Source organism: Bacillus sp. FSL K6-1003 (genome assembly GCF_037964945.1).
Lineage (GTDB): Bacteria > Bacillota > Bacilli > Bacillales > Bacillaceae > Bacillus > Bacillus mojavensis.
Genome location: NZ_CP150176.1, coordinates 2,238,238 through 2,256,295, shown reverse-complemented (window position 1 = coordinate 2,256,295; position 18,058 = coordinate 2,238,238). Strand labels below are relative to the sequence as shown.

The 18,058-nt window shown below is 42.2% G+C and carries 21 protein-coding genes; 20 read left to right on the top strand and 1 reads right to left on the bottom strand.

Translation table 11 applies throughout. The annotated features are described in order from the left end of the window. Positions 1-85: 85 nt before the first annotated feature. From NSU16_RS11370 to fni, 17 genes are all read left to right on the top strand, one after another. Entirely contained in the window at positions 86-1,144 is a 1,059-nt protein-coding gene (locus tag NSU16_RS11370; RefSeq protein WP_339192681.1) for a helix-turn-helix domain-containing protein, read from the top strand. Continuing rightward, entirely contained in the window at positions 1,137-2,627 is a 1,491-nt protein-coding gene (locus NSU16_RS11365) for an ATP-dependent DNA helicase RecQ (protein WP_339190879.1), read from the top strand. Before NSU16_RS11370 ends, NSU16_RS11365 begins: the two co-directional genes overlap by 8 nt. Before the next feature lie 14 nt (positions 2,628-2,641). Beyond that, positions 2,642-3,223, top strand: a complete 582-nt coding sequence (locus tag NSU16_RS11360) for a CPBP family intramembrane glutamic endopeptidase (RefSeq protein ID WP_326195985.1) — start codon at positions 2,642-2,644, stop codon at positions 3,221-3,223. Further along, the gene (locus NSU16_RS11355) at positions 3,207-3,947 is read left to right on the top strand and encodes a LysM peptidoglycan-binding domain-containing protein (protein WP_339190875.1); all 741 of its coding nucleotides are present in this window, start codon (positions 3,207-3,209) and stop codon (positions 3,945-3,947) included. Before NSU16_RS11360 ends, NSU16_RS11355 begins: the two co-directional genes overlap by 17 nt. 64 nt (positions 3,948-4,011) lie before the next feature. Next, the gene (locus NSU16_RS11350) at positions 4,012-4,455 is read left to right on the top strand and encodes a YpbF family protein (protein WP_024121889.1); all 444 of its coding nucleotides are present in this window, start codon (positions 4,012-4,014) and stop codon (positions 4,453-4,455) included. 85 nt (positions 4,456-4,540) lie between these two features. Next, the gene (locus NSU16_RS11345; RefSeq protein WP_229147041.1) at positions 4,541-5,320 is read left to right on the top strand and encodes a metallophosphoesterase; all 780 of its coding nucleotides are present in this window, start codon (positions 4,541-4,543) and stop codon (positions 5,318-5,320) included. A 151-nt stretch (positions 5,321-5,471) separates the two neighbouring features. After that, a complete protein-coding gene (locus NSU16_RS11340) occupies positions 5,472-6,056 on the top strand; it encodes a genetic competence negative regulator (RefSeq protein ID WP_339190872.1) in 585 nt (194 codons plus the stop codon). Positions 6,057-6,212: 156 nt separating this feature from the next. After that, the gene (gudB, locus tag NSU16_RS11335; RefSeq protein ID WP_010334764.1) at positions 6,213-7,487 is read left to right on the top strand and encodes an NAD-specific glutamate dehydrogenase; all 1,275 of its coding nucleotides are present in this window, start codon (positions 6,213-6,215) and stop codon (positions 7,485-7,487) included. 109 nt (positions 7,488-7,596) lie between these two features. Next, positions 7,597-8,571, top strand: coding sequence for a YpdA family putative bacillithiol disulfide reductase (locus NSU16_RS11330; protein WP_326334070.1), 975 nt, complete (start codon positions 7,597-7,599; stop codon positions 8,569-8,571). A gap of 120 nt (positions 8,572-8,691) precedes the next feature. Then, the gene (gene prsW / locus NSU16_RS11325; RefSeq protein ID WP_339190869.1) at positions 8,692-9,348 is read left to right on the top strand and encodes a glutamic-type intramembrane protease PrsW; all 657 of its coding nucleotides are present in this window, start codon (positions 8,692-8,694) and stop codon (positions 9,346-9,348) included. 143 nt (positions 9,349-9,491) lie between these two features. Then, positions 9,492-10,403 carry a spore cortex-lytic enzyme gene (gene sleB, locus NSU16_RS11320; RefSeq protein WP_010334761.1) on the top strand — a complete coding sequence of 304 codons (912 nt, stop codon included), beginning with the start codon at positions 9,492-9,494 and terminating at the stop codon, positions 10,401-10,403. Between the two features lie 36 nt (positions 10,404-10,439). Beyond that, complete coding sequence (gene ypeB / locus NSU16_RS11315; RefSeq protein WP_029441349.1) at positions 10,440-11,792, top strand: germination protein YpeB; 1,353 nt, start codon at positions 10,440-10,442, stop codon at positions 11,790-11,792. A 93-nt stretch (positions 11,793-11,885) separates the two neighbouring features. Then, positions 11,886-12,542 (top strand): flagellar brake domain-containing protein, encoded by a 657-nt coding sequence (locus NSU16_RS11310; protein ID WP_268505041.1) that lies wholly within the window; start codon positions 11,886-11,888, stop codon positions 12,540-12,542. A gap of 46 nt (positions 12,543-12,588) precedes the next feature. Further along, positions 12,589-12,765 carry a YpfB family protein gene (locus tag NSU16_RS11305; RefSeq protein ID WP_010334758.1) on the top strand — a complete coding sequence of 59 codons (177 nt, stop codon included), beginning with the start codon at positions 12,589-12,591 and terminating at the stop codon, positions 12,763-12,765. Between the two features lie 78 nt (positions 12,766-12,843). Further along, positions 12,844-13,518 carry a (d)CMP kinase gene (gene cmk, locus NSU16_RS11300; protein ID WP_010334757.1) on the top strand — a complete coding sequence of 225 codons (675 nt, stop codon included), beginning with the start codon at positions 12,844-12,846 and terminating at the stop codon, positions 13,516-13,518. A 236-nt stretch (positions 13,519-13,754) separates the two neighbouring features. Beyond that, positions 13,755-14,903, top strand: a complete 1,149-nt coding sequence (rpsA, locus tag NSU16_RS11295; protein ID WP_268505042.1) for a 30S ribosomal protein S1 — start codon at positions 13,755-13,757, stop codon at positions 14,901-14,903. A 12-nt stretch (positions 14,904-14,915) separates the two neighbouring features. After that, positions 14,916-15,965, top strand: a complete 1,050-nt coding sequence (gene fni, locus NSU16_RS11290; RefSeq protein WP_339190864.1) for a type 2 isopentenyl-diphosphate Delta-isomerase — start codon at positions 14,916-14,918, stop codon at positions 15,963-15,965. A 49-nt stretch (positions 15,966-16,014) separates the two neighbouring features. Here fni and NSU16_RS11285 read toward each other — a convergent pair whose 3' ends face one another. Further along, positions 16,015-16,146 (bottom strand): YpzI family protein, encoded by a 132-nt coding sequence (locus NSU16_RS11285; protein ID WP_010334754.1) that lies wholly within the window; start codon positions 16,144-16,146, stop codon positions 16,015-16,017. Between the two features lie 77 nt (positions 16,147-16,223). Between NSU16_RS11285 and NSU16_RS11280 the strand changes: the two genes are divergently transcribed. From NSU16_RS11280 to NSU16_RS11270, 3 genes are read left to right on the top strand one after another with little or no spacing between them, the layout of a single operon-like run. Further along, entirely contained in the window at positions 16,224-16,826 is a 603-nt protein-coding gene (locus tag NSU16_RS11280; RefSeq protein WP_339190861.1) for a hypothetical protein, read from the top strand. Further along, a complete protein-coding gene (locus tag NSU16_RS11275; protein WP_010334752.1) occupies positions 16,823-17,716 on the top strand; it encodes a YIEGIA family protein in 894 nt (297 codons plus the stop codon). The genes NSU16_RS11280 and NSU16_RS11275 overlap by 4 nt, the downstream gene beginning before the upstream one ends. Continuing rightward, positions 17,713-17,907, top strand: coding sequence for a hypothetical protein (locus NSU16_RS11270; RefSeq protein ID WP_010334751.1), 195 nt, complete (start codon positions 17,713-17,715; stop codon positions 17,905-17,907). Before NSU16_RS11275 ends, NSU16_RS11270 begins: the two co-directional genes overlap by 4 nt. Positions 17,908-18,058 lie beyond the last annotated feature (151 nt).

The window sequence follows — 18,058 nt, the reverse complement described above, 5'->3', positions numbered from 1 at the left end:
TTTAAACGTCGATTTATGTTTAAAATCTGTTAAAATAAAAAGAGCAAACCAACGATTTTTGTCAGGAAGAATGTGGGTGGATAGGTTGTCATTACATTACTTTGATATTATGGTTCTCGATTGCCTTTCTAAAATAAACGGGGAACGGACAGGAAGTGCCGTTTTTCACCTATTTAAAGGAAAAAGATCGTCACAAACCATTCAAGATGCCGGCTTATTTCAGACTGCAAGATATTTTGGAATGGCTCCGCAATGTTCAAGAAGCGACATATCAGGATCACTTCGCAAGCTTGAACAGCAGTCATTTCTGGAACCAATGTCAGAAACAGATACATACAGAGTGACTATAAGAGGCGAAAGCATGTTGAGGCAGGCGCTGAGTGAACGGCCTTGGCCAGCCCATTGCCACGGCGCTTATTTTCAGCAGGCCGCAAGCGTGCTCTGGAAAAGACTTTCCCTTCTCGTACAGGTATTGTCAAATAAGCAGCGCAGCAGCAGACAGTATATTCCCGTCACAAAAGATTATAAGACGCTTCACTGGGTCAAGCGATACATGCACATGCAGAAGGATCATGAAAAACTGGCAAGGGGCTTGCAGGAAATGCTGGAGGATCATTTGCAAAGGCTTGACGAGAAAGCAGCTCTTATCTTTGTCTACTCATTAACTTCATATAATAGGATCGGTTATACGAGCAGGCAGCTTGCTGACAATCTGAAAGAAGACGAGTGGTACGTTTATGTCTTGTTTTGGGCTGTGGTACATTATTTTATTCATTCCTTGCCGCAATGTGAAGATTCTATACTAAAGGATCTTCTTTCCGATGTGCATCTGGAGAATGCGCTGACTGAGTCTACGAGAAAAACATGGCAGATGGTCAGACAAGGGATTCCGATTCAGCGAATTGCTGAAATCAGAAAGCTGAAAACTGCCACAATTGAAGACCATATCGTCGAAATTTCTCTTCATGAGCCGGCTTTTGTGATTGATGAATATATTTCGGCTGAGGATCAGCTCCAAATTGCTGAGTTCGCCAAACGCATGCGGACAAACAAGATCAAACAAATTCGAGAAGGCCTAGAGCAGCGGTTCAGCTACTTTCAAATCAGGCTGGCATTGGCAAAGCAGGTGAAACAGTATGACTAAGTTACAGCAAGTGTTATATCAGTTTTTTGGTTTTCAATCCTTTAAAAAAGGACAGGAGGACATCATCAGAAGCGTTCTCAGCGGAAAGGATACCATTGCAATGCTTCCGACAGGGGGAGGGAAATCTCTTTGCTACCAGTTGCCCGGTTACATGCTTGACGGTATGATATTAATCGTTTCTCCTTTGCTTTCTTTGATGGAGGATCAGGTGCAGCAGCTGAAAGCGCGGGGAGAAAAACGGGCTGCCGCTTTGAATAGTATGCTCGGCAGGCAGGAAAGACAATTCGTTTTAGAGCATATCCATCGGTACAAATTTTTGTATCTGTCGCCCGAAGCTTTGCAGTCGTCATATGTTTTGGAAAAATTAAAGAGCGTTCCGATCAGTCTCTTCGTTATTGATGAAGCGCATTGCATATCGGAGTGGGGACATGATTTTAGGCCGGATTATTCAAAGCTTGGACAGCTGAGAAAAACACTTGGGCATCCGCCGGTGCTTGCTCTGACGGCTACGGCGACGAAGGATACGCTGCATGATGTCATGAATTTGCTTGAACTGCATCATGCCGAACGGCATCTTAACTCGGTTAACCGGCCGAATATTGCACTCAAAGTTGAAAATACTGCGGATACTGCCGAAAAAATAGATAGGGTCATTCAGCTGGTTGAAAACCTGCAAGGTCCGGGAATTGTCTATTGTCCGACAAGGAAATGGGCAGAGGAATTAGCGGAGGAAATTAAAAACAAAACAAGCAGCAGGGTTGATTATTACCATGGCGGCATGGATTCTGGCGACAGAATGTTAATTCAGCAGCAATTTATCAATAACCAGCTTGATGTCATTTGCTGTACAAATGCGTTTGGAATGGGTGTTGATAAATCTGATATCAAATATGTCATACATTTTTATCTCCCGCAGACGGCTGAAGCTTTTATGCAGGAAATCGGCAGAGCAGGGCGTGACGGAAAACCAAGTGTCAGCATTTTGCTCAGAGCGCCTGGAGATTTCGAATTGCAAGAGCAGATTATCCAAATGGAGAGTCTTGCGGATGGAGAAATCGCCAATGTTATTCGAGTGCTGGAAGAAACGGAAGAACGGGACGAAAGAAAACTGCGCGAATTATTCATGCAATATGGTATCACAGAGACGCAGTCGCGTATGATCATCCATCTCTTTATGCAGGGGAAAACATCGATTGATCTGATCAAGCGGGAAATCACGTATCGCATGGAGCTGAAACTTGAAAAAATGCGTCACGTGGCAGCTTTGCTTCATCGCGACGGCTGCTTAAGACAATCGTTGTTAGCCTATTTTGATGAAACATACGAGCCCGATAAAGGAAGCATGCCATGCTGTTCACATTGCGGTTTTGATCTCTCGCTGTATGAACAAAAAGAGGAGCGCGTCCAAATAGCACCATTAGACGGCTGGAGATCGGAATTGCACCGTATATTCAGTCTAAAGACTGTAGGTGAGCCGAACTGAAACAGCAAAGGGATTTGATCCAACATCTGTCTGACCGTGATATACTGAAGCAGCTATACATGACACAGCTTCTGGTCATCATGGTGTCCGCTGCTGCCGTTTTGTTCTTTTTTCAGAATATAAGTGATTTTTTCAGCCTCTGGCATATTAGAGATACAAGAATCATTTGGTATGGTGTTTCTCTTGCAGTTATTGTCGTTTTAGCCGACATGGCAATCATGAAATGGTGTCCGTCTCATTTATATGATGACGGCGGAATCAATAAAAAATTATTCAGTAAAAGGCCAATCCCTCATATTATATTTTTAACGCTTCTAATTTCTTTCGCTGAAGAAATGTTATTTAGGGGAGTGCTGCAGACCCATATTGGTTTATGGGCGGCCAGTCTTGTTTTTGCTGTTCTTCATTTTCGGTATTTGACAAAATGGCTGCTATTTATCATGGTGACGGCAATCAGCTTTTTGCTTGGACTGATTTATGAATGGACCGGTAATTTATTTGTTCCGGTAACGGCGCATTTTATTATTGATGCCGTGTTTGCCTGTCAGATTCGTTTTGAACATGTTAGGAGGGATACACATGACGAACATGTCTAGAGTTGAGAGAAGAAAAGCTCAGAATCTTTATGAAGACCATAATGCCGCATTGGCGGACGACCTTTTCGAAGAGGATGAAGAAAGCCTTCCGACAAGACAATCTGTAAAAAATCAAAGAGAGAAGAAAAAAAAGCAAGGCAAAACAAGAACGCCGTTATTTACCACTCTCGCGGTACTGTTTGTATTTGTGCCGGTTATCGTCTTTGTCGCCTTATTTTATCTAATGAAAAGCCATCCGGGAAATCCCGATGATTATGAAGATGTATTTATAGACAGCAGCCAGAGTAAATACGAGGTGGTCCAAAAACCAGAGGCCAAAAAAGAAACGCAAGAGACAGTTCTGCGCGAAGAGTCAAAAAAAAAATCTGAAAACAAAAAGACAGAGAAACAAACAGAAGCAACAACTGATAAGAAGCAGCCTGCTGTAGCGGAAAAAGAGGACACAGCAAACAAACAGGAAGCAAAAAGCGCGGCTGCTTCCCCTTTCCCAGAAAAAACAGTCCAAAAAGAGCAGGAACAAATACCGCAGCAGCCTGAACCAGTTCAAGAAACCGAGGCAGAACATATCGTGAAGCACACCGTTCAAAAGAAAGAAACGCTGTACCGCATTTCCATGAAATATTATAAAAGCAGATCAGGAGAAGAAAAGATCCGTGCCTATAATCATTTGAACGGAAATGACGTTTATACCGGTCAAATTTTGGACATCCCTTTGACTTATTAGCGGGCATCTTTTTGATCGCAGGCTCATATATTGTAGCAATGAAAAGGGACAAGGTGTGAAGTGTATGGAATCCTTATGGAACCAGCTGGACCGATTTACGGACGCGCCGACCAAACAGATGCTACAGGCGTTGGTGAAACGAAAACAAAAATACGAAAACTATGCTGCGCAATGCCGCAGGTGGCGGTGGACCTCACTCATTTGCCTGGGCTTATTATGTCTTTTAATGATGATCAAAAGCCCGGCGCCTCAGCTCATTCTTCAAGAAATGCTAAGCCATACCTTTTATTTATTTTGGATGATGGCAACTGCTTTTGCATACTGCACTTCATATTATTTTAAGAAAAAAGAAGAAAAAGCCGAGGGGGATTTCCATAAACTGAGATGTGAAATTATTCAGAAAAGCACTGATCTCTGGCCGCAGCCTGATAAATGGAAGGCGCGAGAATCTGTTTTTCAATTGATGAAGCACCAATACGATATTAATCTATATTTTGAAAGTAAATAAAATGGGGCGTTTTCTCAAACGATAGAAACGTCTTTTTTTTATTGTCCGTCTTATTGATAAGTTCTAAAAGAATGGAGAGTTTTTTATGAAGCGATCAATGAAAATTGCGGGTGCATTAGCGATTGCGGCAGCGGCAATGACGGCAAAAATGTATTCAGTGGCAAAAGGCAATCATCTAAAAAACCATACATTTACGTTATCAAAAATGAAGGGGAAGCCGCCTCTAACGATTTTTTTTATATCTGACATTCACAAACGTATTGTTGATCACGGTCTTTTAGAGGAAGCGCAGGGCCATGAGCCGGATCTGGTGATAATCGGCGGTGATTTAGCTGAAGGTGGAGTGTCCTGCTCAAGAATTGAGGAAAACGTCAGAAGGCTTGCGGGTTTGGGTGTCCCTGTCATGTTTGTATGGGGAAACAATGATTATGAGGTCAGTCAGCGTGAACTGTATACTATTTTTAAGGCGTATCGTATTATTACACTTCGAAATGAATCGGTTCCTTTTACCTATAACGGACATACCATCACCATAGCCGGAGTGGATGACATCAGGATGGAGATGGATGATTATGAAGAAGCAATTAAAGAAATTGACGGGAACCAGTTGAACGTTCTGGTTTGTCATAACCCTGAGATTCATCAGCAAATCAATGAAAATGATGGTATTGATGTGATATTCAGCGGACATACCCATGGCGGGCAGATTCGATTTGGAAAATTCGGCCCTTATGAGCTTGGTACAACCGGTTTTGTTAAAAATGCTGCATACCTCATCAGCAACGGGTACGGCACAACAAAAGTGCCCCTTCGTTTAGGGGCGGAGCCTGAGGCACACATCGTGACACTTGCAGCACCTGAATGACTTCTCTAAAGAGTGTGTCTATAAAAAACTGCATTGTGCTTGTCTTACTAGTGAACTCAGTGTAAACTGATAACAATTAAGAACCTATGACTCATCATCTCATATAATGTGTTATATGATTTGTGTGCAAGTAGAGGCAGGAGGGAACGTTATGCGGCTTGAGCGTCTGAATTACAATAAGATTAAAATCTTTTTGACCCTCGATGATTTGACTGATCGTGGATTAACAAAAGAAGACCTCTGGAAGGACTCATTTAAAGTCCACCAGTTATTTAAAGATATGATGAATGAAGCAAATACAGAGCTCGGCTTTGAAGCGAATGGACCGATTGCAGTGGAAGTGTATTCTCTCCAAGCACAAGGGATGGTTGTGATCGTAACAAAGAACCAAGAAGCGGATTCAGAAGAAGATGAGTATGATGATGATTACATCGAAATGCAAGTCAAGCTTGACGAAAGCGCGGACATCATATATCAATTCCATTCCTTTGAAGATATCATTCAGCTTTCTGAAAGCTTACAGCGGATCGGTATCACGGGAGGGACTGTCTATCACTATGAAGGACAGTACTTTCTAAGCCTAGAAGACATGGGATCACAGACTGCCGAGGGTGTTGTGGCGGTCCTGGCTGAATACGGCAATCCAACAACATTAACGATTTATCGCTTACAAGAGTATGGTAAGCTCATTATGGACGGAAATGCTGTAGAGACAATCCAAACTCATTTTTCATAAGAATGGAAGAAAAACTGCTGTTTTTTACAGCGGTTTTTTTTGTTAAAAAACATGGAAAAACATAACGTTTATCCTATGCATAGATCATATGAAGGTGTATACTATTCTCTGAAAGGGAGCATGTGAGAAACAGAAGATTCTAGGAGGTTAACTCAAATGGCAGCCGATCGAAACACCGGTCATACAGAAGAGGACAAACTTGATGTTTTAAAATCAACTCAAACCGTAATACATAAGGCTCTGGAAAAATTGGGATATCCTGAAGAAGTATACGAATTGTTAAAAGAGCCGATGAGATTATTAACGGTAAAAATACCAGTTCGTATGGACGACGGTTCAGTCAAGATTTTTACGGGTTATCGTGCCCAGCACAATGACTCCGTCGGTCCGACAAAAGGCGGGATACGTTTTCACCCCAACGTAACTGAAAAAGAGGTGAAGGCACTTTCCATTTGGATGAGTTTAAAATGCGGTATCATTGATCTTCCATATGGCGGTGGTAAAGGCGGAATTGTTTGTGATCCAAGGGATATGTCGTTTAGAGAGCTGGAGCGTCTAAGCAGGGGTTATGTCAGAGCTATCAGCCAAATTGTCGGTCCGACGAAAGACGTGCCGGCACCGGATGTATTTACAAACTCACAAATCATGGCTTGGATGATGGATGAGTATTCAAGAATTGATGAATTTAATTCGCCTGGGTTCATTACAGGTAAACCGCTTGTGCTTGGCGGATCTCACGGGAGAGAATCAGCGACAGCAAAAGGTGTAACCATCTGCATAAAAGAAGCGGCGAAGAAAAAAGGCATCGATATTGAAGGTGCGCGAGTCGTCGTTCAAGGATTCGGAAACGCCGGAAGCTATCTGGCGAAATTTATGCATGATGCAGGGGCAAAGGTTGTCGGCATATCCGATGCATACGGCGGACTGTATGACCCTGAAGGCCTGGATATTGATTACTTACTCGACCGCCGTGACAGTTTTGGCACAGTGACGAAGCTTTTCAACGATACCATTACGAACCAAGAGCTGCTGGAACTGGATTGTGATATTTTAGTTCCTGCCGCGATTGAAAACCAAATTACAGAAGAAAATGCCCATAATATACAGGCGAAAATCGTCGTTGAAGCAGCTAACGGGCCAACTACGCTTGAAGGAACAAAAATTCTTTCAGACCGTGACATTCTGCTAGTTCCCGATGTATTGGCAAGCGCGGGAGGCGTAACGGTTTCTTATTTTGAATGGGTTCAGAATAACCAGGGCTTCTACTGGAGCGAGGAAGAAGTAGAAGAGAAATTAGAAAAAATGATGGTAAAATCATTCAACAATATATATGAAATGGCCAACAACCGAAGAATCGACATGAGACTTGCCGCTTATATGGTAGGCGTGCGTAAAATGGCGGAAGCTTCGCGCTTTAGAGGCTGGATATAAGTTGATGATTTGCATAAAAAATAAAAATCTCCTATGATAAAATAGGAGATTTTTTTATTTGGAAATAGAAAAATGTGAATTGAATGCCCAATCGCAGGAGTTGACGGAAATGATTGAAGAAAAAGCAATAATTATTGGCGGAGGTCCTTGCGGATTATCTGCGGCCATTCACCTAAAACAAATTGGCATAGATGCCCTTGTCATTGAAAAAGGCAATGTCGTTAACAGTATTTACAATTATCCGACGCATCAAACCTTTTTCAGCTCAAGTGAAAAGCTTGAAATCGGTGACGTGGCATTTATTACCGAAAACAGAAAGCCTGTCAGAATTCAGGCTTTGTCGTACTATAGGGAAGTCGTAAAACGGAAAAAGATCCGTGTGAATGCATTTGAAATGGTGCAAAAAGTGACAAAAGCAGAAAACAATACATTTGTTATCGAAACGTCAAAAGAGACGTATTCAACGCCATACTGCATCATTGCCACAGGCTATTATGATCATCCAAACTATATGAACGTACCCGGTGAGGATTTGCCGAAAGTATTCCATTATTTTAAAGAAGGACATCCGTATTTCGATAAAGACGTCGTCGTTATCGGCGGGAAAAATTCAAGTGTAGATGCTGCGCTTGAACTCGTAAAATCAGGAGCGCGTGTCACCGTTTTATATAGGGGCAATGAATACTCTTCAAGCATTAAGCCATGGATTCTGCCAGAATTCGAATCCTTAGTAAGAAACGGTACAATCCGAATGGAATTTGGCGCTTGTGTAGAAAAAATCACTGAAGATGAAGTCGTTTTCCGCTCCGGCCAGCAGGAGCTGATTACCATTAAAAACGACTTCGTATTTGCCATGACGGGTTATCATCCTGATCATCAATTTTTGAAAAAAATCGGTGTGAAAATCGATGAGGAATCAGGGCGTCCGTTTTTTAATGAAGAAACGATGGAAACCAATGTGGAGGGCGTTTTTATTGCCGGGGTCATCGCTGCCGGAAACAACGCAAATGAAATATTCATTGAAAACGGAAGATTTCACGGCGCCCACATCGCAAACGAAATTGCAAAAAGAGAAGATCAGTGAAAAGAGGAGAGCATATGAAGGATTCGTATGCTCTTTTTGTTTTTTTAAAGTCAGACAGATGTAAATTCATACACAACATGGTAGGATAGACATAGGAATATAAAGGAAAGAGGTTGCCTGATGTTTGCAATCATCTCTGCAGGAATTGCTCCCGGCATCGCGCTGTTAAGTTATTTTTATTTAAAAGATCAGTATGATAATGAACCTGTACATATGGTGCTTCGCTCATTTTTTCTTGGGGTTGTTCTTGTATTTCCCACTATGTTTATCCAGTATGTCCTTGAAAAAGAGAATGTGGGAGGCGGAAGCTTTTTTGTTTCTTTTTTGTCTTCTGGCTTTTTGGAGGAATCATTGAAATGGTTTATTTTAATGGTTAGTGTTTATCCGCACGCCCACTTTGATGAGCATTATGACGGAATTGTATACGGTGCAAGTGTATCGCTCGGTTTTGCGACACTCGAAAATATTCTTTATTTAATCGGTCATGGTGTGGAGCATGCGTTTGTCAGAGCGCTGCTGCCCGTTTCATGCCATGCCTTAATTGGAGTGATTATGGGGTTTTACCTCGGGAAAGCGCGTTTCTCAGCTGATAAAGCACGTATGAAATGGCTTCTCCTTTCGTTGGTCCTGCCATCACTTTTACATGGGTCGTATGACTTTATCCTGACAGCCCTCAGCAACTGGATCTACTACATGCTTCCATTTATGTTATTTTTATGGTGGTTTGGTTTACGAAAAGCAAAAAAAGCCCGTTCTGTCAATATGATGCAGATATAGAAAAGCCGCACAGCCATAGTGCGGCTTTTTGATTTGTTGAAATTTTTAAGCTGTGAGGGATAAGAAGGAAAGAGTGTATAAAAATAACCTCGTTACAGAAAATACGTTTACACTCAAAAATTTGCTGTAGGAGGCTTGAAAAGATGAAGTCCAAAGGATCGATTATGGCATGTCTCATCTTATTTTCCTTTATAATTACGACGTTTATCAATACTGAAACAATTTCAGCCTTTTCTAATCAAGTCATTCAAAGAGGGGCAACAGGGGACGATGTGATTGAGCTGCAGGCGCGTCTTCAATATAACGGATATTATAATGGGAAAATTGACGGGGTTTATGGATGGGGGACATACTGGGCAGTACGGAACTTTCAGGATCAATTCGGCTTAAAAGAGATAGACGGTCTGGTCGGAGCCCAAACCAAACAGACCTTGATATCTAAGTCTAAATATTACCGTGAATATGTCATGGAGCAGCTTCAAAAAGGCAATACATTCACGCATTACGGAAAAATACCGCTGAAATACCAAACGAAACCGTCAAAAACAGCGACTCAAAAAGCAAGGCAGCAAGCAGAGACGCGGCAGAAACAGCCTGCTGAAAAAATAACACAGCAGCCGCAAGCGAATAAACAGCAAAACAACACGCCTGCAAAAACAAAAAAACAGGATGCGGTTGCAGCTAACATGCCGGGCGGTTTTTCCAATAATGATATTCGGCTGCTTTCTCAAGCGGTTTACGGGGAAGCGCGTGGCGAGCCGTACGAGGGACAGGTTGCGATTGCAGCAGTTATCTTGAACCGTTTAAACAGTCCGTTATTTCCAAATTCAGTAGCGGGTGTTATTTTTGAACCGCTTGCCTTTACAGCGGTGGCTGACGGACAAATTTATATGCAGCCGAACGAAACAGCAAAAGAAGCAGTATTAGACGCCATCAATGGCTGGGACCCGTCCGAGGAAGCGCTGTATTATTTTAATCCGGATACAGCTACCAGCGCGTGGATTTGGGGACGCCCGCAGATTAAGAGAATCGGTAAACACATTTTCTGTGAGTAGCAGGACATAAGAAAGCATAAAAATGAGGTGTGATAAATGATCAGAGGTATTTTAATCGCAGTGCTCGGTATTGCAATTGTCGGTACTAGTTACTGGGGATACAAAGAGCACCAGGAAAAAGACGCTGTCCTTCTTCATGCTGAAAATAACTATCAGCGGGCGTTTCATGAGCTCACCTATCAGGTAGACCAGCTGCATGATAAAATTGGAGCAACGCTTGCCATGAACAGCAAAAAATCACTGTCCCCCGCATTGATAGATGTTTGGAGAATTACATCAGAAGCCCATAACAGTGTCAGTCAGCTGCCGCTTACATTAATGCCGTTTAACAAAACGGAAGAGCTGTTATCCAAGATCGGCGATTTCAGCTACAAAACGTCAATCAGAGATTTGGATCAAAAACCGCTTGATGAAAAAGAGTATACTTCGCTAAATAAGCTTTATCAGCAGTCAGAAGATATCCAAAATGAATTGCGCCACGTTCAGCACCTTGTCATGAGCAAGAACTTGCGCTGGATGGATGTAGAGATGGCGCTGGCCTCTGACGAAAAACAGAGTGATAACACGATCATCAACAGCTTTAAAACGGTTGAAAAAAATGTCGGGTCCTTCTCCTCCGGAACAGATCTTGGCCCTAGTTTCACCAGCACCAAAAAAGAAGAGAAAGGTTTTGCCCATCTGAAGGGGAAAGAAATTTCTGCACAGGAAGCCAAACAAATTGCCCAACGCTTTGCACCGGATGACAATTATGCAATTAAAGTGATAAAGAGCGGGAAAAAAACAAACCGTGACGTCTACAGTATCAGTATGAAAGATCCTGATCATAAAGCAGCGATATATATGGATATTACAAAAAAAGGCGGACACCCGGTTTATTTAATCCAGAACAGAGAAGTGAAAGATCAAAAAATCAGCTTGAATGATGGTTCGAATCGAGCCCTTGCTTTTCTAAAGAAAAACGGATATGAAACAAAAGATCTGGAAATCGATGAAAGCGCGCAATACGATAAAATCGGTGTATTCTCATATGTTCCAATAGAAAATAATATCAGGATGTATCCAGAAGCCATCCGTATGAAAGTTGCCTTGGATGACGGCGAGGTTGTCGGTTTTTCAGCACGCGATTTCTTAACATCCCACAGAAAAAGAGACATACCAAAGCCGGTTATTTCTGAACAAGATGCAAAAGCAAAATTAAACAAAAATGTAGAAGTGAGAGAAACAAGGCTTGCTGTGATCACAAATGAATTAGGCCAGGAAGTATTGTGCTATGAAATGCTGGGTACGATTGAAAATGATACATTCAGAATGTATATAAATGCTAATGACGGAACGGAAGAGAAGGTCGAAAAACTAAAAAATGCCGAACCTATATATAAAGACCTATAAAAACTAGGAGGAAAGGACTAAAAGTCTTTTCCTTTTTTTCATTACATGATTTAATAAAAAAGTGAATATATTGAATGCGAAAGAGTGAAGTCAATGATAGAAATTGGGGATACTATACACTTAGAATACATAGAAGAAAATCAATTAAAAATAGCAAAGAGCAAGGCTGTGAGCATTGAAAACGGAGAGCTCCTGATCGCATATCCAGTTGATGTACACACAGGAAGAACCGTGATATTACATCACGATACTGAAGTAACGGTAGAGTTTGTCGGTAAAGACGAAGTGCCTTACCGCTTCTCAAGCCGCATGAAGGGAAAAGTGAAGGACAAGCTTCAAATGATTCGCCTTGAAGTGCCTCCCCGTGAAAAAATGAAACGAATTCAGCGCCGGCAATATGTAAGAATTGACGCGGTATTGGATGTGCTGGTCGAGCCGGCAGATGAAAAAGACAAGTTTCATACACTCTCGTACAATATCAGCGCTGGCGGTATCGCTTTGATTTTGACAGGCGGCTATTCTTTTCAGCACGGGGATACGCTGCGCCTTTTCATCAGCCTTCAGGAAGAGGAGAAAACGCATCAAGTAGAGGCTGACGCGGTTGTCAGACGCGTTTATGATGATTCAAAAACCGGCAAACGTAAAATGACCTTGGAGTATTCGGAGATTTCAGCAGGTGACCAGCAGCTCCTTCTTCAGTATTGCATCCGCCGCCAGTTAAACAAGAGAAGGAAAGCACGGTTGGAATAAACATCGGCAAACACTTCCATACTATATTTGTAATGGAGGTGGGCCGATGAAGACCTTTGAACGGCTGCTGCTCAAATTATTGTTCATTCAGGCAGTGATTTTAGTTGGTATCCAGTTTCTTTTTCACTATCAGCATATTGAACCTTATGTCTCAAAAGTGATTCAATATGAAGGGGTTGATAAAATGGAGGTTAATGATTGGGTAGAAACCATTAAACATTAATTATTCAGGAATTTTTCACCCTTTTTCATAAAGTTCATGATACAATCCATAGAGGAGAAAAGAGCAAGGAGAGGAATTATGGAAAAGAAATTATCGATTGCGATCGACGGCCCGGCTGCTGCGGGGAAAAGCACCGTTGCCAAAATTGTGGCTGAGAAAAAATCGTACATATATATTGATACGGGAGCGATGTATCGGGCCATTACGTATGTGGCTTTACAAGAAAAAGTTGATTTGACAGATGAGGCAAAATTGGCTGAGCTGTTAAAGCAAACAGATATTGAACTGATCACAACCAAAGAAGGACAAAAGGTGCTTGTCAACGGCACAGATGTGACTGAGGACATCAGAAAAGACGAAGTCAGCAATCAGGTCTCAATTGCTGCCAAGCACAGAAGCGTCAGGGAAGAAATGGTGAAACGCCAGCAGCAGCTCGGCGAAAAAGGCGGCGTTGTCATGGATGGACGTGATATCGGAACTCACGTACTCCCAAATGCTGAAGTGAAAATCTTTCTTTTGGCGTCTGTTGAAGAGAGAGCGAAACGCCGTTATGAAGAAAATGTAAAAAAAGGCTACGATGTCAACTATGAAACATTAATTGAGGAAATTGCAAGAAGAGATAAACTCGATTCAGAGCGTGAAGTTTCTCCGCTTCGAAAAGCAGATGACGCGCTTGAAATCGACACGACTTCTCTCTCCATTCAGGAAGTTGCTGAAAAAATCCTTGATGTAGTGGAGCAAAAGTCCCGCTGATACCGGCGGAGGCCACTTTTTTTGAATTTTTCAACAAAGAAAGAATGTTATTGCTTGACAAACCTGTCCTTTTATTAGAAGTTAATACTAATAAAACTTTTTATTGATCATTCAAAATCTTTTTTGGATGATTCTTTAATACATATTCGGCTAAAAGCGGACATGTATGATACGTGTTCAGCTTTCAAACCGTTTTTAATTAAGCTGTGTAGGTTTGGACCAAGGAGGTTATTCAAATGACAGAGGAAATGAATCAAATTGATGTTCAAGTGCCAGAGGTTGGAGATGTAGTAAAAGGGATTGTGACAAAGGTAGAGGACAAGCATGTGGATGTTGAAATTATCAATGTCAAACAGTCCGGTATTATTCCAATCAGTGAATTATCAAGTCTTCATGTAGAGAAAGCATCGGATGTCGTAAAAGTAGACGACGAGCTTGACCTGAAAGTAACAAAAGTGGAAGACGATGCTTTGATTTTATCTAAACGTGCTGTTGATGCAGACCGCGCTTGGGAAGACCTTGAGAAAAAATTTGAAACAAAAGAAGTGTTTGAAGCTGAAGTAAAAGATGTCGTAAAAGGCGGTCTTGTCGTTGATATCGGCGTTCGAGGCTTTATTCCGGCATCACTTGTAGAAGCGCATTTTGTAGAAGATTTTACCGACTATAAAGGAAAAACACTGTCTCTGCTCGTAGTAGAGCTTGACCGTGATAAAAACCGCGTCATCCTTTCACACCGTGCGGTTGTTGAAAGTGAGCAGGCGAATAAAAAACAAGACCTTCTTCAGTCTCTAGAGGTTGGAAGTGTACTCGATGGTAAAGTGCAGCGCCTGACTGACTTTGGCGCGTTTGTTGATATCGGCGGTATCGACGGGCTTGTGCACATTTCACAGCTTTCCCACTCCCACGTTGAAAAGCCGTCTGACGTTGTGGAAGAGGGACAGGAAGTAAGAGTGAAAGTATTATCGGTTGACCGGGATAATGAGCGTATTTCTTTATCTATTAAAGAAACGTTGCCTGGGCCTTGGAGCCAAATTGGCGAGAAAGTCAAACCGGGTGATGTGCTTGAAGGAAAGGTTCAGCGCCTCGTGAGCTTCGGTGCGTTTGTTGAAATTCTTCCTGGCGTGGAGGGTCTCGTTCATATTTCTCAAATTTCTAATAAACACATCGGCACGCCGCATGAAGTTCTTGAAGAAGGACAGACTGTAAAAGTGAAGGTTCTTGATGTGAATGAAAATGAAGAGCGCATTTCATTAAGCATGCGTGAGCTTGAAGAAACGCCGAAAGCCGATCAAGAGGATTACCGCCAATATCAGGCGAAGGAAGAAACAAGCACTGGCTTCCAGCTTGGAGATCTGATCGGAGATAAGCTTAATAAACTAAAATAATTGGTGATAAACGTGACTCGAGCAGAACGGAAAAGAGAACACATCAATCATGCCCTGTCTACCGGCCAAAAGCGGGAGACGGGTCTTGATGATATTACGTTTGTTCATGTCAGTCTGCCCGATCTTGCATTAGAACAAGTAGATATTTCCACAAAAATCGGCGAACTTTCAAGCAGTTCGCCGATTTTTATCAATGCAATGACTGGCGGCGGCGGAGAACTTACATATGAAATTAATAAGGCGCTTGCTAGAGCAGCTGGAATAGCTGGTATCCCTCTCGCTGTCGGCTCGCAAATGTCGGCGTTAAAAGACCCGTCTGAACGCTATTCGTATGAAATCGTCCGAAAGGAAAATCCGAATGGGCTGATTTTTGCCAATCTCGGAAGCGAGGCGACAGCCCGTCAGGCGAAGGAAGCTGTCGAAATGATTGGGGCGGACGCGCTGCAGATTCACCTGAATGTCATTCAGGAAATTGTCATGCCAGAAGGCGACAGAAGCTTTAGCGGAGCTCTTTCCCGTATTGGACAAATCTGCAGCGAAGTCAAAGTGCCTGTCATAATAAAAGAAGTAGGCTTCGGAATGAGCAAAGAATCAGCAAAAAAGCTGTATGAGGCAGGTGCGGCAGCTGTTGATATCGGCGGTTACGGAGGGACAAATTTCTCGAAAATAGAAAATCTCCGAAGACAGCGGCAGATCACCTTTTTCAACTCATGGGGTATTTCAACAGCAGCGAGCCTGGCGGAAATCCGCTCTGAGTTTCCTGATAAACCAATGATTGCGTCTGGCGGCCTTCAAAATGCGCTTGATGCCGCGAAGGCGATAGCTCTCGGGGCTTCCTGTATAGGAATGGCAGGGCACTTCTTAAAGGCGCTGACTGAAAAAGGCGAAGAAGGGCTGCTAGAAGAGATTCAGCTGATCCTAGAGGAATTAAAAATGATTATGACTGTGCTCGGCACCAGAACAATTTCTGATTTGCAAAAGGCTCCTCTTGTCATAAAAGGTGAGACTCATCACTGGCTGACAGAGAGAGGCATTCATACTTCCAATTACAATGTACGTTGATAGTTGGATAAGGAAAGCCCAAAACCGTGTGAGTTTTGGGCTTTTTGTATTATGATTTACGCTTTTTGAATTTACCGTTTTGTTCAAGGCTGGTGGCTCCGTCATAGTGAATCGATTGGTCTCGGTCTGATTCCACTCTGCCAGAAGCCTTAAGTTTTTTCTCCTGTCTGTCTTTTCCCATGATCATTCTCCTTTACGTGAGGCGGTTTGTTTAAAAAAAGTGTTTAGACTCCATACTGGGAGTATGGAGGAAGCGATATGGAACAATTTTATTATTATTGGTCAATGTGGTTTTTGTGGGTACTGACAACCTTTATTCTTGGAAAGACGAAAAGTCGATTTGCCGTCTCATTATTTATTTTGACTAATATCATCTTAAGCATACATCACTTTACTTTATATTTTTCACTGAATGCGGCATACGTGATGTTTTTCGTTTGCGGATGCGTCTATTCCGGATATTTCGGGATGTATAAACGATTTCGCTATATCATGGTCCACCTGACGCTTGTGTCCGGGTATGCGTTTGTTTATCTTTTTGCATTATATGATCCAGTTTGGTTCATCATAAAACCTGAGTGGGCCGCTGTTGTATTATGTGTGCTTTTGACTGCTTCTGTTGAAAGGAATTTTCAGAAGCAGCTTGCCTTATATGTCCTTGGAATGTGCCAAGGGGAACTAGTGTATTCTTTTGTCATTCAACAATTGGCAGGGCATACGGCTGTTGGAGGTTTTCAATGGCTTAACGCATGTTCTGCAGGGATGATATTGCTGTTTGGTATATCAAAATATGAACAGCTTGCCAGTCAAATTGGCCATAGAGGCAAAAGATCAAACAAAGGAGCTACTAAAATGTCATGAGCGATTACATCTATCCGATTATTGCGGGGGTCGTAGCAGGAGTCGCCACAAGGCTGTATATGCTGAAAACAGATTACCGCCAGTATCCAACCTATATTCATGGTAAAGTCATTCATATTGCACTTGGGCTTATTGCAGCAGGGTTAGGGGCAATTATTATGCCTGCGCTATTGCAGGAGGAGTTTACGGCTATCACGTTTTTGACTCTTGCAGCCACTCAATTCAGAGATGTCAGAAATATGGAGCGGAATACGCTGACGCAAATGGATTCGTACGAACTTGTTTCAAGAGGAAGCACTTATATTGAAGGAATCGCCATTGCATTTGAAAGCAGAAATTATATCGTAATCTTTACTGCTCTATTGACAACATCGGCGTACGTGTTTTTCTCAATCTGGGTTGCGGTTATAACCGCTGTTGTTTGTTTTTTGTTGGCAATGAAATTTATGTCCGGCAGTGTATTGAAAGATATTGTGGATATCGAGTACATAGAGCCTCACTTTGAAGGGCCGGGTCTTTTTGTTGATAATATTTATATGATGAACATTGGACTTCCAGAGAAACAGGAGCTGATTTTAAAGCATGGCATGGGGTTTATTTTAACACCTAAAAATTTTAATTCAGCTGCAACCATTGCCAACCTAGGTCAGCGTCAGGCCATATTATTTGATGTTTCCAATGTGCTGGGAGTGTATCGGGACTCAGGGGAGCCGTCCCTGACGCCAATTGCGAAACGGGATCTTAATGACGGAAGAGTGGGTGTTTTTGTCCTGCCGCAAATTCATCACCCGGATACAGCTGTTCAGATTATCAGCAATGTTCCGACCTTGGAAAATGCAATCAGAATGCCTACGGAATTTATCAAAAAACAGGATAAGGTGATAGGATGAGTGAATCGCTGACGAAAGTGATTTTGTCTGTCATCACAACAAACCGGAACCGGGCTTCGGGAGGGACACCTATCTTTTTTTGTGATGACCAAAAAGAGATGGAGCTTTTCGCTAAAAACCTTGAGGCGATCCTTGACGGAATTGCCCATAGAATTGGGGAAGATGTCTATTTGATCGTGAAACATTTTTAAGAATAGTTGTGATCCCAGTAAAAACTGATATAATAAATGAGTTAAGCCCTTCCTCTGAAGGGTTTCTTTTCATAAAAGTGAATGAGATGATTTAAATAACCGGTTGAGAATTTATGTAAAAATGAAAGCGGCTGGATCGAAAGGAAGGGTA

Coding starts and splice junctions, on each gene's coding strand:
- NSU16_RS11365 (WP_339190879.1), top strand. CDS start 1,137: ATGACTAAGTTACAGCAAGTGTTATATCAGTTTTTTGGTTTTCAATCC.
- NSU16_RS11355 (WP_339190875.1), top strand. CDS start 3,207: ATGACGAACATGTCTAGAGTTGAGAGAAGAAAAGCTCAGAATCTTTAT.
- NSU16_RS11350 (WP_024121889.1), top strand. CDS start 4,012: ATGGAATCCTTATGGAACCAGCTGGACCGATTTACGGACGCGCCGACC.
- NSU16_RS11345 (WP_229147041.1), top strand. CDS start 4,541: ATGAAGCGATCAATGAAAATTGCGGGTGCATTAGCGATTGCGGCAGCG.
- NSU16_RS11340 (WP_339190872.1), top strand. CDS start 5,472: ATGCGGCTTGAGCGTCTGAATTACAATAAGATTAAAATCTTTTTGACC.
- gudB (WP_010334764.1), top strand. CDS start 6,213: ATGGCAGCCGATCGAAACACCGGTCATACAGAAGAGGACAAACTTGAT.
- NSU16_RS11330 (WP_326334070.1), top strand. CDS start 7,597: ATGATTGAAGAAAAAGCAATAATTATTGGCGGAGGTCCTTGCGGATTA.
- prsW (WP_339190869.1), top strand. CDS start 8,692: ATGTTTGCAATCATCTCTGCAGGAATTGCTCCCGGCATCGCGCTGTTA.
- sleB (WP_010334761.1), top strand. CDS start 9,492: ATGAAGTCCAAAGGATCGATTATGGCATGTCTCATCTTATTTTCCTTT.
- ypeB (WP_029441349.1), top strand. CDS start 10,440: ATGATCAGAGGTATTTTAATCGCAGTGCTCGGTATTGCAATTGTCGGT.
- NSU16_RS11310 (WP_268505041.1), top strand. CDS start 11,886: ATGATAGAAATTGGGGATACTATACACTTAGAATACATAGAAGAAAAT.
- NSU16_RS11305 (WP_010334758.1), top strand. CDS start 12,589: ATGAAGACCTTTGAACGGCTGCTGCTCAAATTATTGTTCATTCAGGCA.
- cmk (WP_010334757.1), top strand. CDS start 12,844: ATGGAAAAGAAATTATCGATTGCGATCGACGGCCCGGCTGCTGCGGGG.
- rpsA (WP_268505042.1), top strand. CDS start 13,755: ATGACAGAGGAAATGAATCAAATTGATGTTCAAGTGCCAGAGGTTGGA.
- NSU16_RS11285 (WP_010334754.1), bottom strand. CDS start 16,146: ATGGGAAAAGACAGACAGGAGAAAAAACTTAAGGCTTCTGGCAGAGTG.
- NSU16_RS11280 (WP_339190861.1), top strand. CDS start 16,224: ATGGAACAATTTTATTATTATTGGTCAATGTGGTTTTTGTGGGTACTG.
- NSU16_RS11275 (WP_010334752.1), top strand. CDS start 16,823: ATGAGCGATTACATCTATCCGATTATTGCGGGGGTCGTAGCAGGAGTC.
- NSU16_RS11270 (WP_010334751.1), top strand. CDS start 17,713: ATGAGTGAATCGCTGACGAAAGTGATTTTGTCTGTCATCACAACAAAC.